The organism is Sulfurovum iocasae (assembly GCF_047716765.1).
Taxonomy (GTDB): domain Bacteria; phylum Campylobacterota; class Campylobacteria; order Campylobacterales; family Sulfurovaceae; genus Sulfurovum.
Genome location: NZ_CP180410.1, coordinates 1,587,074 through 1,601,851 on the forward strand (window position 1 = coordinate 1,587,074; position 14,778 = coordinate 1,601,851).

9 protein-coding genes and 1 pseudogene are annotated in these 14,778 nt (G+C 41.1%); 4 read left to right on the plus strand and 6 right to left on the minus strand.

Annotation, left to right across the window (positions count from 1 at the left end; all coding sequences use genetic code 11):
• Positions 1-556 precede the first annotated feature (556 nt).
• On the minus strand, positions 557-2,752 hold the full coding sequence (gene katG, locus ACLHDG_RS07755; RefSeq protein ID WP_415405652.1) for a catalase/peroxidase HPI: 2,196 nt from the start codon (positions 2,750-2,752) through the stop codon (positions 557-559).
• A gap of 777 nt (positions 2,753-3,529) precedes the next feature.
• Here katG and ACLHDG_RS07760 point away from each other — a divergent pair.
• The gene (locus ACLHDG_RS07760; RefSeq protein ID WP_415405653.1) at positions 3,530-3,748 is read left to right on the plus strand and encodes a cold-shock protein; all 219 of its coding nucleotides are present in this window, start codon (positions 3,530-3,532) and stop codon (positions 3,746-3,748) included.
• Between the two features lie 206 nt (positions 3,749-3,954).
• On the opposite strand, the gene ACLHDG_RS07765 is transcribed toward ACLHDG_RS07760, so the two are convergent.
• Both ACLHDG_RS07765 and ACLHDG_RS07770 read right to left on the minus strand, forming a co-directional pair.
• Positions 3,955-4,116, minus strand: coding sequence for a hypothetical protein (locus tag ACLHDG_RS07765; protein ID WP_415405654.1), 162 nt, complete (start codon positions 4,114-4,116; stop codon positions 3,955-3,957).
• An 866-nt stretch (positions 4,117-4,982) separates the two neighbouring features.
• On the minus strand, positions 4,983-5,603 hold the full coding sequence (locus tag ACLHDG_RS07770; RefSeq protein ID WP_415405655.1) for a DUF72 domain-containing protein: 621 nt from the start codon (positions 5,601-5,603) through the stop codon (positions 4,983-4,985).
• Between the two features lie 337 nt (positions 5,604-5,940).
• Here ACLHDG_RS07770 and otsB point away from each other — a divergent pair, with 337 nt between their 5' ends.
• Positions 5,941-9,894, plus strand: a complete 3,954-nt coding sequence (otsB, locus tag ACLHDG_RS07775) for a trehalose-phosphatase (RefSeq protein ID WP_415405656.1) — start codon at positions 5,941-5,943, stop codon at positions 9,892-9,894.
• A 23-nt stretch (positions 9,895-9,917) separates the two neighbouring features.
• Entirely contained in the window at positions 9,918-11,366 is a 1,449-nt protein-coding gene (locus ACLHDG_RS07780; RefSeq protein ID WP_415405657.1) for an alpha,alpha-trehalose-phosphate synthase (UDP-forming), read from the plus strand.
• A 248-nt stretch (positions 11,367-11,614) separates the two neighbouring features.
• On the opposite strand, the pseudogene ACLHDG_RS07785 reads toward ACLHDG_RS07780, so the two are convergent.
• Positions 11,615-11,758, minus strand: a pseudogene (locus ACLHDG_RS07785) (desulfoferrodoxin family protein); the annotation flags it as partial.
• Positions 11,759-11,897: 139 nt separating this feature from the next.
• On the opposite strand from ACLHDG_RS07785, the gene ACLHDG_RS07790 reads away from it, so the two are divergent.
• Positions 11,898-13,028 carry a tyrosine-type recombinase/integrase gene (locus ACLHDG_RS07790; protein ID WP_415405658.1) on the plus strand — a complete coding sequence of 377 codons (1,131 nt, stop codon included), beginning with the start codon at positions 11,898-11,900 and terminating at the stop codon, positions 13,026-13,028.
• A gap of 172 nt (positions 13,029-13,200) precedes the next feature.
• On the opposite strand, the gene ACLHDG_RS07795 is transcribed toward ACLHDG_RS07790, so the two are convergent.
• Positions 13,201-13,716: a hypothetical protein gene (locus tag ACLHDG_RS07795; protein WP_415405659.1), complete on the minus strand. Its 516-nt coding sequence runs from the start codon at positions 13,714-13,716 to the stop codon at positions 13,201-13,203.
• 733 nt (positions 13,717-14,449) lie between these two features.
• On the minus strand, positions 14,450-14,710 hold the full coding sequence (locus ACLHDG_RS07800) for a helix-turn-helix domain-containing protein (RefSeq protein WP_415405660.1): 261 nt from the start codon (positions 14,708-14,710) through the stop codon (positions 14,450-14,452).
• Between the last annotated feature and the right edge of the window lie 68 nt (positions 14,711-14,778).

Consider the following 14,778-nt stretch of genomic DNA (forward strand, 5'->3'; position numbering starts at 1 on the left):
GCTTAAGAAGCATATTTGTTATGGAGTATATACGAATAATGATTAAGTATAGATAATAAAAATTGTCATTAAAAAAGTAAAAATATTAAGTAGTATAATTTAGGAATAATAAAGAGATAAGAGAAAGATATATCATACAGGAAAATCCTGCATGATATGAGTGAAACTTAGTTTACTGCTACTTCAACTTCAGTACCTTCCCAAAAATATACTTTTCTCTATACCCCTAAAATACGTTACTTTTAGCGGTCTAGTCGATATTTAGAAGGGATAAAAATATCATACCTATATCATACTTTTATAGTATTTATATCACTTTAGGGGATAAATAGGGGATAAAAATAATTAAGACTAGATGCACCAGTGTATGTTACAGAAAACCTTATAAAATTATATATTTTATAAGGTTTTGAAGATAAGATGTTTTGGTTCTTGTTGCGTTTTTAAGAGTAGCAAATTGTTGCCTTCCGACATCTCGTGCTGAATACGAAGCTTCAGCGAGTCATCGCATCGTCGCATTTCAATTCAGAAGCTCTCGAAGATATTTATGCCACGATCAGGAGAGGTCGAAGCGGTCAAGGTTCATTACCTTGTTCCACGCTGCTACAAAGTCGTACAGGAATTTCTCCTGGGAGTCCTCACTTCCATAGACTTCCGCCAAGGCCCGGAGTTGGGAGTTCGAACCGAAAATGAGATCGACACGGGTGCCTGTCCACTTGAGTTCGCCTGTTCTGCGATCACGACCCTCGAACACGTCTTCGTCTTTCGAGGTTGCTTTCCACGTCGTGCTCATATCGAGCAAATTTACGAAGAAGTCATTGGTGAGCATCTCTGGTCGCTTAGTAAAGATGCCGTGATGGGATTGTTCAAAGTTGGCATTCAAGACTCGCATGCCGCCAAGGAGAACGGTCATCTCAGGTGCTGTCAGTGTCAGCAATTGTGCCCGATCAACCAGCAGTTCCTCTGCTGATACGGCGTATTTGGTTTTGAGGTAGTTTCGGAACCCGTCAGCAGCCGGTTCGAGTACGGCGAATGACACCACATCAGTTTGATCCTGCGACGCATCCGTGCGTCCCGGCATGAAGGTAACGGTCACATCGTGACCGGCATTCTTCGCAGCTTGCTCGACACCTGCGCATCCTCCCAGGACAATCAAGTCGGCGAGCGAAAGCATTTTCCCGCCGGACTGCGCGCTGTTGAACTCCTTTTGTATTCCCTCAAGGATCGCCAGCACCGTCTTCAGTTGGGCCGGCTGGTTGACTTTCCAATCCTTCTGCGGCGCGAGACGAAGGCGTGCCCCGTTCGCACCACCGCGCATGTCTGAGCCGCGGAACGTGGATGCCGATGCCCAGGCGGTCGAGACCAATTGGGAGACAGACAGGTCCGCAGCAAGAATATTGTCCTTGATATCTGCGATATCCTGCGCGTCGATCAGCTCATGATCGACTGCGGGTACCGGATCTTGCCAGATCAATTCCTCAACCGGGACCTCCGCACCGAGATAGCGTGAGCAGGGGCCCATATCTCGGTGCGTCAGCTTAAACCACGCCCGGGCAAACGCGTCTGCGAACTCCTCCGGTTTTTCGTGGAAGCGTTTAGAGATCGGCCCATAGATAGGATCCATCCTCAGAGCGAGGTCCGCCGTGGTCATGATGGTCGTAACCCGCTTCGACGGATCGTGAGCGGCAGGCGCGAGATCCTTTTTATCCGGATTAACCGGGACCCACTGCCAGGCTCCAGCGGGGCTTTTAACCAGATCCCAATCGTAACCGAACAGGGTGTCAAAATAGCTGTTGTCCCACTGGATCGGGGTCGGGGTCCAGGCCCCTTCGATGCCGCTGCTGATCGTATCACCGCCTTTGCCGCTTCCGAAACTGCTCTTCCAGCCGAGACCTTGCTCTTCGATGCCAGCGGCCTCAGGCTCAGAGCCTACATAGGAAGCACTGCTAGCGCCGTGACATTTGCCGAATGTGTGTCCTCCAGCAACGAGAGCGACGGTTTCTTCGTCGTTCATGGCCATACGCGCGAAGGTCTCTCGAATATCGCGGCCAGAAGCTACCGCACTCGGTTCGCCGTTCGGTCCTTCCGGGTTCACGTAGATCAGTCCCATTTGCACGGCGGCAAGAGGATTCTCGAGGTCCCGATCACCGGAGTAGCGCTTGTCACCAAGCCACTCGCTCTCGGTCCCCCAGTAAATGTCCTCTTCCGGCTCCCAGACGTCTTCGCGCCCGCCGCCGAAGCCGAACGTCTTGAATCCCATCGACTCCAGCGCACAGTTACCGGCGAGGATCATTAGGTCGGCCCAGGAGATTTTGTTGCCGTATTTCTGCTTGATCGGCCAGAGCAGACGGCGCGCCTTGTCGAGGTTCACATTGTCAGGCCAACTGTTGAGAGGCGCCAAGCGCTGATTACCAGACCCTGCTCCACCGCGACCGTCACCGGTGCGATACGTGCCGGCACTATGCCATGCCATCCGGATGAATAAAGGCCCATAATGGCCGTAATCCGCCGGCCACCAGTCCTGCGAGTTGGTCATCAGCGCATAGAGGTCCTTCTTCAGGGCATCCAGGTCGAGTTTCTTGAATTCTTCAGCGTAGTTGAACTCCTCGCCCATCGGATTGCTCATGGGAGAGTTTTGATGAAGAATCTTAAGGTTTAATTGGTTCGGCCACCAATCCCGGTTCGATGTGCCTCTACCGGACGTATGTTTGTGAGTGCTGTCTGTTACTGGGCATTTGCTATTTTCATCCATAATCTTTACTCCTTCTTTTATTAAAGTAATAGAGTCATAAGCCATATACTCATAATATAATAGATGTATGTGCATTATATGTGTAATTAAGATTTTATGAATAATTAATTTAATAAAAGAAGTACTTCAGATAATAACTATGTTCCCTTACGAGTAAGATATGAGTAAATTATAAAAAATTGGCAGAGTCATTTTTTGAAGTGAGCGTAAAGCCCGTAAATAGGGGCCTTAATAGAAGGTAGTGAGAGATTCGAACTCCATGCCCTATTCTCTACAACCCCTATAATAGGGACATTTCAATTATATAAGTTAGCTGTTGGCATACAATTAACGTACAAATTTGGCAGAGTCTGCCAAATTATTAAAAGATCATATTAATATGGTCTTTTTTCAATTAATTCACAATTTTAAAAAATTAAAACCTTATAAAGTTATATATTTTATAAGGTTTTTGTACTCTCGTTTTTTTCATCGTATCAGATAGGTTTCCTTGGACAAACTTTTTTGAGTTATGCTTAAAGTTATTTAAAATATAAAAATGATACTTCTTCTCTCCACATACGACCTAACTAAACTAAATACTAGACTCGGCCATACGACTTGCTAAAGTTTAACCATTCTGCTATACTGCACGCATTGAAAGATGATTTAGAGTATCATCTTTGGCTTGACTTTTATTAATGACCTTTGTTTGCAGTATTATCCTCCCTAAGAACACTCCACTTTATATTTTCAGCACTTCAGTAATGATGTGTACAAACAACCAAAGGAATTGCAATGGCAAATCAAGTAAACGGATCAGTAAAATGGTTCAACAGTGAAAAAGGTTTCGGTTTTATCGAACAAGAAAATGGCGGAAAAGATGTATTTGTACATTACCGTAATATCAATAGTAATGGTTATGATCGTGTTTCTCTTAATGAGGGGCAAAAAGTAACTTTTGAAGTTACAGAAGGCGAAAAAGGCTTACAAGCCGAAAACGTTACTGGTCTTTAAGACCATCCCCATGGGCAGAGAATTCTGTCCTGGTTTAAACGGTTTTATAAAGAGACCAATAGGGTCTTTTTCAGAGCTGCTTAATAATTGAACAGAGTCTCATAGACTTTGCTAATTTACATAATATAAACCTATTCTTTCCTCCGAAGATACTATCTTTTTACACCCATAAATTTTTTTACAATTTAAGATCAAGAAAGATTGGTCTACTTCTCTAAAGAATTATCTAAAGATGATTTAGACTCAGACTCTTCCTCTTTGTTATCAGCATTCTTTTTATTAAGTTTTTTCTGACGCTTTTCTTCTTGTTTTTTCTGTTTTTCGAGTTCTCGACCCCGTTTTTCATAAGAATAGTTTGTTTTTGCCATTAGTAGTTACCTCCATAGTATGTACTATTGTCTCATAGTAAAACATGATGCCTTACTACTTTTTGTACACTATGCAGTATATAGTTGCGTTGTGGACAGCTCTTTTTTATGATGTAATAACATCCCATACATGGATTGTATCTTTTTTGACACCATGCCACGCTGAACATCAAAGCAATAAAGTTCTTTTCATAGTAAGTGTTTCCTTCACTGGTTTATCTACTGTTTTTGCAAGTATCTCTATATATTACAAATTATAGTTTGAATCTAATGAATATTGAGAAGGGAATAATTGAGTAGCATGCTTTAAATATTTTAGTTAATATAAAGCTAATTCTCTGAAAGTGAAAACCTTATAATCTAACATAGACTATAACGTTTATCGCTACAGCGACGTTCAATAGTTCTAGACCAGGACTAAAAACCTTATAAAGTTATATATTTTATAAGGTTTTCCATTTCTTCAAAGAATAAGCAATTATGTTAATCGACTAGGCATATTTAAGAGAAAAATATTTCAAAAATGACTTTTTAAATCACTCAAATTCATTATATACTATTTTAACATTTGGAAATAAATCTTGGTATTTTGTTGTCTTAAATATTCAGTCCATTATAGTGCGATCTTTTATTGGTAAAAGAATCAATGGAATCTTTGAGGAAATTTAAATACAATAAGTAAGTCAAATAAACCAATAATGTAGAAGCTTTTTTATATTTCTATAACTGGAATGACCCCTTGATCCTGACTATTTTACCCTTGCACCGGGGATAGGAAACTCCCTCTTTTCAATGGGGGATGAGCCAGGATCGGGGGAATTTTTCCGGATCGGCTCGGTCATCGATCGCTTTCTTGAGCACTCTGTTCATGGTTTTATAGAGGACGACCATCCGCAAAGAGTCCGGGTATCGTACTTTCCTTGATGGGGGCCATCCGGACCATGCAGCCGAATATAGACAAAATCGGCGGTCAGCTCCTTGGGCGAGAGTGTTCCGTCCAGATCATAGATGCAAAAGGCGGCATTAAATGACTCCAGTATCCGGTAAATTTTTTCATCAAACCAGGTGGGGTCCCGAAATTCGAAACAGTAGCGAAAATCAGAGGGAAGTATTTCCAAAAAAGCCTGTAATCGTTCGGGATTCCTGTGCCAGCGGGGAGGAAGCTGAAAAAGGATGACCCCGATCTTTTCGACCAGCGGCTGGAGGTGGTCAAAAAAATGGGCCACCGGTTCTTTGGGGTCTTTGAGTTTTTTCATATAGGTGATATATCTGCTAGCCTTGACAGAAAAGAGGAAGTCTTTCGGAACAGAATGGTTCCAGGATTCAAAGGTTTGAAGGGAGGGGAGTCGATAGAAGGTATTGTTGATCTCTACGCTACCAAAATGTTTTTTATAATAGTCCAAAAATGCTTCATCGGCGAGCTCCTTGGGGTAAAAAGGACCCCGCCAATGCTCATAGTACCATCTGGAGGTGCCGATGTGTATCATAGTTTTTTTTCATCTTTTTCCTTCCCGCCTCTACACTGAGGTATTCTCAGTCAGTTGTTGCCAAAAGAGACTTAAGAGCACCTATTATTAGAGATGCTCTTAACTTAATTATACACAAAATAAAGAGGTTGATTCTATTGCCTTGTAAGTTAGGGTAAGACTCCTGATAATCATTACCGATTTAAACAGTTTTTTGAACTGTCGGTCAGAGGGTTCTATAAAGCAACTAGCTGTTAAGACGTATTTTGGAGCAAAGATAATGCGCATCTCCCTCCACAATTCTTAAATACCTCTTAAAATTTTTAAAAACTCCATATTTTATGCTACTATTATTATTATGGATCATAAAAAAGAAAAATCCAGGTTTGCTATTTTAAAATCAGATTATGATGCGGCGATCTTTGATCTTGACGGTGTTATCACCCGGACTGCAAAAGTGCATGCAGACGCATGGAAAAAGACATTTGATGTGTTTTTGAAAAAGTATCACAAGGGCGGATCCTTTAAACCTTTTGATCTAGACAGGGATTATCGTAAGTTCGTTGACGGTAAACCGCGCTATGAGGGGGCAAAAAGTTTTATTGTTTCACGGGACATCAAGCTTCCTGAAGGAAAACCGGAAGATCCGCCGGGCATGGAGACGATTTGTGCCATAGGAAACCAAAAAAACCGGATCTTCCTGCAATTGATAAAAGAAGGGGTTGAGGTTTACTCCTCCAGTATCGAGTTGGTCAAATACCTAAAAATCAGGAGATTCAAAATCGCTGTGGTATCTTCGAGCAAAAACTGCTCAACCATTCTTGAAAATGCAAACATATCCCATCTTTTTGATATCAAGGTGGATGGAATTGATGCACAGACCCTTGATCTTCCCGGAAAGCCCCATCCGGATATCTTTTTGGAAGCGGCCAGGCGGCTTGAAGTCGATCCCAGGCGCTGTGTAGTAGTAGAAGACTCCATCGCCGGTGTGCAGGCGGGAAGAGACGGAGACTTTGGCATAGTAGTGGGAGTTGACAGGAAAGATCAGGAGGAAGAACTCAAGGCCTCCGGTGCCCGGTGGATAGTCAAGGACCTTTCAGAGATCACAGTCGAAGTCAAGATCACCGACCTTCCTATGGTACTTGAATCAAAAGAGCAGATCTATGACAACACAAAAGATAAAGATATCGTACTGCTGCTGGATTATGACGGCAGCCTGACTCCTATCGTCCCGCACCCGCAGGATGCATGGCTCAGCGAAGAGATGCGAGAAACCCTGATGAAGCTGGCTAAACGGTGTACGGTAGGCGTGATCAGCGGCAGGGGACTGGAAGATGTAAGAAAAAGAGTAGCCATCGATGGAATCTACTATGCGGGAAGCCATGGCTTTGAGATAGAGGGTCCCGGCGTAAAGATGGAATATGAAAAAGCCCTGGATTTTATTCCTGTTTTGGATGAAGTGGAAGAGAGCCTAAGGCGCACACTTGCTTCAGTTGAAGGTGCCCTGGTAGAGCGGAAGAGATTCAGCATCGCGCTACATTACAGAAATGTACCCGATAAAGATATCCATTTGGTTGAAACCGCCGCTAATGAAGTCATTGAAGATAATCCCAAACTTCGTAAAACTTACGGTAAAAAGATCTACGAACTTCAGCCCGATATTGACTGGAACAAGGGTAAAGCCATAGAGTGGCTTATGGATCTGCTTGAAATCAGAAAAAAAGATACCGCGATCTTCTATCTGGGAGATGATATTACCGACGAAGATGCCTTTGAGACGATCAAAGCCTGCGGCACAGGGGTGGTGGTCGGGGATGAACCCAGAAAGACAGAAGCACATTACCGCCTGAGTGATGTAGAAGATGTTTCTCTCTTCCTGAACTGGCTCTCCTCTGTCATGCAGGAAGGAGACACATGGTCCCTGGTGTATGAAGGCTTTTCTCCTCATGAAGAAAAACTTCGAGAAGCACTCTGTACACTTGGAAACGGCTACTTCGCCACCCGAGGAGCAATGGCTAATTTTTCTGCCAACACTATCCACTACCCTGGAACCTATCTGGCCGGAGGGTACAATCGGCTAAAAACCGAGATAGCCGGAAAAATAGTTAAAAATGAAAGCCTGGTCAATATGCCCAACTGGCTTCTTCTCAATTTTAGAATTGAGGACGGGGACTGGTTTGATCTAAGCCAGGTAGAAATACGTTTTTATCGACAGGAGTTGGACATAAAAAACGGGGTACTTCATCGTACTGTCCGTTTCGTAGACAAGGAAGGCAGGGAGACCAGAATGCTGGAGAGGCGACTGGTTCATATGGAGCAAAAGCATTTGGCTGCTCTGGAGATGATAGTTGATCCTGTGAACTGGTCCGGGAAGCTGGAGGTGAGATCGGCTCTGGATGGAGACATTAAAAATGATGGAGTAGAGCGCTACAAGGGACTGAGTAACCGGCACCTGGAAATTTTAGAGACAAAAGAGATTGATAAAGAGACCACTCTCTTGGAGATTCGAACAAACCAGTCAAAACTTGTGCTTGCCCTTGCAGCCAGAGTGATGCTCTATCAAAACAATGGACCGGCAACATTTGAAAAAACACTGTCTAAAGATCACAACTGCATTGCTCAGCACTTTGTGACAGATCTTTCAAAGGGAGAGAGACTGGTCGTAGAAAAGGTCGTCTCCCTCTTCACCGCAAGGGATCATGCTATTACCGAATGTGCCCTGGAGGCAAAACTTAGGGTTGCGGATGTCGGGCGATTTTCCACTCTGCTGCAGACACATGCACTTGAGTGGAAACGGATATGGCGCCGATTTGAGATAGAGCTTGGGCTGGAGGACCCAAAGGAGAACTATTATACTCAGAGAATCCTTCGACTCTATGCTTTTCATCTGCTTCAAACCGCATCCAAACATACCGTCGATCTGGATGTAGGGATGCCGGCAAGGGGTTGGCATGGAGAGGCCTACAGGGGGCATATCTTCTGGGATGAGCTGATCATCTTTCCATTCCTAAATTACCGTCTCCCCCAAATTACAAGAAGCCTGATCCTCTATCGCTATCGCCGACTTACCGAAGCCAGGCGTGCTGCCGGGGCACTTGATTATAAAGGAGCCATGTATCCATGGCAGAGCGGAAGCAACGGCAAAGAGGAGAGTCAGCTGATACATTTCAATCCCAGATCTGAGCGATGGATAGCGGATAACTCTCACCTGCAGCGCCATATCAATTCAGCCATTGTCTACAACATTTGGCAGTACTATGAGGTTACGGGTGATCTGGAGTTCCTCTCCTTTTACGGAGCAGAGATGATACTCGAAATTGCCCGTTTCTGGAGCAGTATAGCAACATACAACAAGGAGTTGGAGAGGTATGAGATTTTGGGGGTAATGGGTCCTGATGAGTATCATGACGGCTACCCCGGGAGTGAAGTGCCGGGCATAGACAACAATGCCTACACCAATATCATGGCAGTTTTTGTCATCAACAAGGCGCTGCAGCTGCCGGAGTTGCTCTCTGAAGAGCGATACGGCGAACTGTGTGAGAAGCTTCAAGTCCAAAAGGCAGAAACACTGAGATGGGAAGAGGTCAGCCGTAAAATGCGGGTAGTTTTTCATGGTGACGGGATCATCAGTCAGTTTGAAGGCTATGAGGATCTAGAGGAGCTTGACTGGAAGAGGTATAGGGAAAAATATCAAAATATTCGGCGTCTGGATCGGATATTGGAAGCAGAAGAGGACAGTGTCAACCGTTACAAGGCATCCAAACAGGCTGATGTACTGATGCTGTTTTATCTCTTTTCCGCGGAAGAGCTGACAGGCCTCTTTGGACAGCTTGGCTACGATTTTGAGTATGAGACTATACCCAAAAATATCAAATATTATACCGGGCGCACCTCCAACGGTTCATCTTTGAGCAGTGTTATCCACTCATGGGTGTGTGCACGATTGAACAGGGATGTTTCATGGAGAGAGTTTACAGAAGCATTAAAAGTTGATATTTCTGATATCCAGGGAGGAACTACCCCCGAAGGAATTCATCTGGGTGCAATGGCCGGATGCTCTGATATTATCCAGAGATGCTACACCGGACTGGAGGCCAGAGAGGATACACTCATACTCAATCCGCTACTCCCGGAGGAACTCAAGAAGATAAAGCTGCATTTACATTATCGTGGGCTGTGGCTTGATCTGGAGATCAGCTCCCATAAATTGCGTATCCATGCGCTTCCTTCCGGGATAAAACCGGTCAAGGTAGAGGTAAAAGGCAGAGCTTTTGTGCTGAATGCCGGAGAGGCCAAAGAGGTAGAGTATTAACATAGGAGTAGAAAGGAGTAAAGATGAGCAACGAAGCGTTATTTGACGGCCGTTTAGTGATCGTTTCCAACCGCTTGCCGGTGGTAATGGAAAAGACCGAAAAGAAAAAATACAAATTCAAACCTGCAGTCGGTGGACTGGTGACCGCCATGGAGCCGATACTGAAAAAGCGAAAAGGGCTCTGGATAGGATGGGCAGGTGACTACAAAGAAGAGGAGATCAACACAAAAGAACTTCTCAAAAACAAGACAAAAGAGGTGGGCTACGATCTCATACCGGTTGAACTTAGCATTGCAAATTATAATCTATACTATGAAGGGTACTCCAATGAAATCCTCTGGCCACTTTTCCATAATTTTTCCAGCTACTGTGTTTTTAAACCTGAATTCTATACAGCCTATGAAGAGGTAAATAAAAAATTTGCCGACACAGTGTTTGAAAACCTGAATGAAAGTGATTTTGTATGGATCCATGACTATCATCTTATCAAAGTTGCTGGATATCTGAGAGAAATGGGGACGACTAACCGTATCGCCTATTTTCTCCATATCCCCTTTCCTCCGTTGGAAACATTTATGAGAATGCCAAATAGACAAAAACTCTTTGATGCATTGCTTGAATATGACCTTATAGGATTTCAGACTGAACAGGATAAAAAGAACTTTATCGATGTCGTATATAAGTTGACTGAATTAAAACAGACAGAAGCGGGATCGGAGAATATCTGTAGGCTTACAGACGGCTCAAGAGAGATCAGTGTCGGATCCTTTGCGATCAGTATCGACTATGATGAATTCTCTGAGGGCGCAAAAAGGAAAAAAGTGCTCAAAAAGTCCAAAGAGCTAAAGGAAACCTACCTGGATCAATTGCTTATGTTTGGGGTAGACCGTCTGGACTATACCAAAGGCATCCCTCAAAAGTTAAAAGCCTACCGGATGCTTCTGGAAGAGAATCTGGAACTCAGGGGGAGAGTTAAGCTTATACAGATTTTGGTACCCAGCAGGGAGAACATATCACAGTATGCAGATCTAAAAAGCGAGATAGAACAGTTGGTCGGGCAGATCAACGGCTCTTTCAGTCAGCCTGGCTGGATACCTATTGAATACCGCTACTGCACAATAAAAAGAGAGGAGATTTTAGCCTACTACCAAGCTTGTGACATTGTTCTTGTTACTCCACTCAAAGATGGGATGAATTTGGTGGCCAAGGAGTATTGTGCCTCCAAGAGTGATGCAAATGGGGTACTGATACTCAGTGAGTTTGCCGGTGCTATGCATCAGCTAAAGTGTGGAGCACTTCCGGTTAATCCCTTTGATATAAAATCTTTGGTATCGGCAATGAAAAGGGCTATCTCTATGAGCAAAGAGGAACAAAAGGAGCGAATGCTGAAACTCCAACAAAATATTCGGTCTTACGATATCTATTGGTGGGCAGATTCTTTTCTGGGTGCAGCCAGGTATGTCCTTAAGTAGGAGGAGAGTATGGAAAAGTTAATGCTTTACACTAGAAGCAGAGAAGATCTAAGACAAATTATCTGGGATTATTGATGTAGAAGTATATTAAGAAAAAAGATAAAACTACCTTTCATTTAAAATATGTACTTATCTATATGGTGAGTATAGAAATATTTTTAAATTTGTAGGTGATGTGTAGGTAAATATAATTTTAGTGGAAGAGTTTAAAAATGATGTAATGCCCAAGAATAGGGCACTACATAGGATTAGTTAACTGTAACCTCTTGAGCAGTACCTTCCCAGATACCGTGTTTAGTACAGTAACCATGTGCAACAAGGTTAAGTTTTTTACCTGTTGGGATGATTGTGAATGTAGTTGTGTTGTGTGCTTTGATGTTTCCAAGTGTTCCTAAAGCCCTGTAGCAAGGCATTTGAAGAGAATCATAAGATAATATGATTTTACTTGTGATTTTGTATTTTTTCTAAAAACGCTACCTATTTGCTACCATTTTTACCTCTAAAATGAGTTTATTATCTAAGGTAAAACTCATGACAAAGACAAGCAAAGAGGGTGTTTATACAAGAGAACTAAATAATGGTGACGTAGCATATATTATTACCTACCGAGCACATAACAAATCATACAAAAGACGTTTAGGTACAAGTTCAGAGGGATGGAGTGTACTTAAAGCTTACCAAGAGCGTCAAAACCGTTCAAAATCCTTTTCTAAAGTAGAGACTGCTATTAACCTAGAAGACGCATTTGAGGAATATTATAGGCATATCAAAAATAAAAGTGATACAAGAAATACGAAAGGAAGATATTATAACCATATCCACAATGAACTAGGAGATATTCCACTAAATGAAATCAAACCACTAGATGTACTGGAACTACGGAACAAGCTTTCAGAAAAGACATCTAATAAAACCAAAAGAATTTTATCACCTAAAACAGTGGATGATATGATTAATTTGATTCATACCATCTATCAGTATTACAATAAGTATCATGATGTACAGATACCTTCACCAGCATCATCGCAGAAAGTTGACCGTTATAATCCTGATAATTCCAGAAGAAGATATTTAACCGAAAAAGAGATTAAAGAACTTTTCTTTATGATAAAACACAGGAACGACTTTGCACAGAACAGAAATACAAATCCTGATATTACAAAAGAACTTATGCTATTTACGAAAATAGCTCTCAGTACAGGAGCAAGGCTAAATTCCATCCTTACCATTAAAATGAAAGATATTGACTTTGAAAGGGGAGTAGTAACCATAACTAACCACAAAGCTAAAAGAATCTACAAAGGGTATATCCAACAAGACCTATGTATAGTTATCAAGAAGTGGTGCAAGGACTGTAATGAAAATACTTACATCTTTGGTAGAAGTGGAAAATCTAAACATCCTACAATATTTGCAAAAAGATTACAACCTATATTGAATAAATGTTTTAATGAACATGTAACCGATAGGAGAGATAAAGTAGTGATTCATACACTTAGGCACACTTTTGGAAGTCACTTAGCCATCCAAGGTACTCCGATTTATACAATTATGAAACTTTTAGACCATACAACAATAGACCAAACCATAGTATATGCAAAGCTTTCACCGAATCAAGGGCAAGAAGAGGTAATAAAATTGGGGATAAGTACCTTAAAGTGAAGTTATAAAAAATGTACAGGAAACGATTTGAGTCATCCAATATCAAATGTACATAGCAATACACTGAAAAAGTGTATTGGTGAATGCTCTATTTTTACTGTAATGCAGTCTGAGCTAAAACAGATTTTTCGACGTAATAAAAAAAATGCGCCTGAATCATAGTTTTATTTATTTAATCTTTATCTTTTAGTTTATCTACAGCTTCAATATATAAGCGTTCATCTTCTTTCCAGTCATCATTTGATATTACCAATCGTGGATTGATAATATAATGCTCTCTTTGTGTTCTAACTATTAAATCTTTTTTACGTAATAAACGATATGCTTTGCCAACATACTTTATTTCAGTTGCAGTTAATGTGCTATTGTCGATATAGGTTTGGTTTGTTTTAATATATTCTGGTCTTTTTTCTGGACTTATTCTATTCTCCATCAATAATCCAAACATAAATCCTTCAGGCTTTGTCATATTTAATAATTCTTTTGTGTAATCCATACTATGAGTTCCTTTATTACTTTTATCTTTATTACCAGTTCCAACCATTATAAAGGCTGGTTTTCTAGTTATATCTTCAAGAGACATATTGAGTTTTTTACCCTTTGGTATATCACCAACATACATGCCTTTTTCAGTCTCTTTGTACGTACTTTCTGATATAATTGTATCACTTGAGCCAATCTTATCCATTGGTTCTCCTTCTTGATTTCTTCAATATTTACATTATAACATAACAGACCAAATCGTTCCCTTTTAAAGTGTAGATAATAGACCAAAGTATTCCCTTAAAAAAAATACATTTTAAGCTATAGCGTTGTTTTAGAACCTTTCCTTCTTAGATAAATATAAGCGACCAAAAATCAACCAAAACCTCGATAGTAGATTTAGTAATTGCTTTGCATAATTTTTCCTCAAATCTCATTTTGGATATCTCTTTATGGAAAGTCAAACATGCAAAATAGTCTAATGTTATCTTCGTACAAAATAGTATCTTAGTTAAGAGAGTGTTAGCAAAGACCGTTAGCATTACTTAATATTGTCGAAGGAGGGAAGCTCTTAGCATAGACAAGGAAGAGCTTTTGTGTGCACGTGTAGCGAAGCGAAACGTAGCACACTAAAGTCTGACGAAGGCGTATGCTAAGAGCTTATATCCTTAGACTGGTATCCCCTTGGGGATGCCATATACTAGACTATTTTACACAAACCATAACTAAGAAATAATGATAAAAATAACTAAAAACAGAAAACCTACAAGACCTTACATCACTCAGAATAACTAAAATACTTATAATCACGCTCTATAGGTCTATATCAATAATATGTACAAATTTTTTGTTTACTCCAGTCATACAAGTGAAAGTATTCCTTGTCATATATTTAACATACATGCACATACTGAAAAGCTTTAAAAATATTAGATTATCTAATCGTGATTAAGTTTAAAAAATTCACAAACATCCACATCAAGAACATAAGCAATTTTTGAGAGTTGTTCTACGTTAAAGTGGATTTTATTATAGTATATTTCAGCACTAGAAATAGGAGATACTGATTTATAGCCTATAGCTTCTGATAATTTCAATTGTGTGATACCTTTATCTTGTCTAACTCTTTTAACATTAGCTCCGATAGTTTTATGAAGTCGTTCAGAGTAATCCTCTGGCAACTCTTCGATATCTTTCAAGTATGCACCCTAATATGTTAGATTTTAAAGTGTAGGGTGTTATACTATTTTTATCAATCTAATATATT

Excerpts from the sequence above, each read along its gene's own strand:
- katG (WP_415405652.1), bottom strand. The coding sequence starts at position 2,752 with ATGGATGAAAATAGCAAATGCCCAGTAACAGACAGCACTCACAAACAT.
- ACLHDG_RS07760 (WP_415405653.1), top strand. The coding sequence starts at position 3,530 with ATGGCAAATCAAGTAAACGGATCAGTAAAATGGTTCAACAGTGAAAAA.
- ACLHDG_RS07765 (WP_415405654.1), bottom strand. The coding sequence starts at position 4,116 with ATGGCAAAAACAAACTATTCTTATGAAAAACGGGGTCGAGAACTCGAA.
- ACLHDG_RS07770 (WP_415405655.1), bottom strand. The coding sequence starts at position 5,603 with ATGATACACATCGGCACCTCCAGATGGTACTATGAGCATTGGCGGGGT.
- otsB (WP_415405656.1), top strand. The coding sequence starts at position 5,941 with ATGGATCATAAAAAAGAAAAATCCAGGTTTGCTATTTTAAAATCAGAT.
- ACLHDG_RS07780 (WP_415405657.1), top strand. The coding sequence starts at position 9,918 with ATGAGCAACGAAGCGTTATTTGACGGCCGTTTAGTGATCGTTTCCAAC.
- ACLHDG_RS07790 (WP_415405658.1), top strand. The coding sequence starts at position 11,898 with ATGACAAAGACAAGCAAAGAGGGTGTTTATACAAGAGAACTAAATAAT.
- ACLHDG_RS07795 (WP_415405659.1), bottom strand. The coding sequence starts at position 13,716 with ATGGATAAGATTGGCTCAAGTGATACAATTATATCAGAAAGTACGTAC.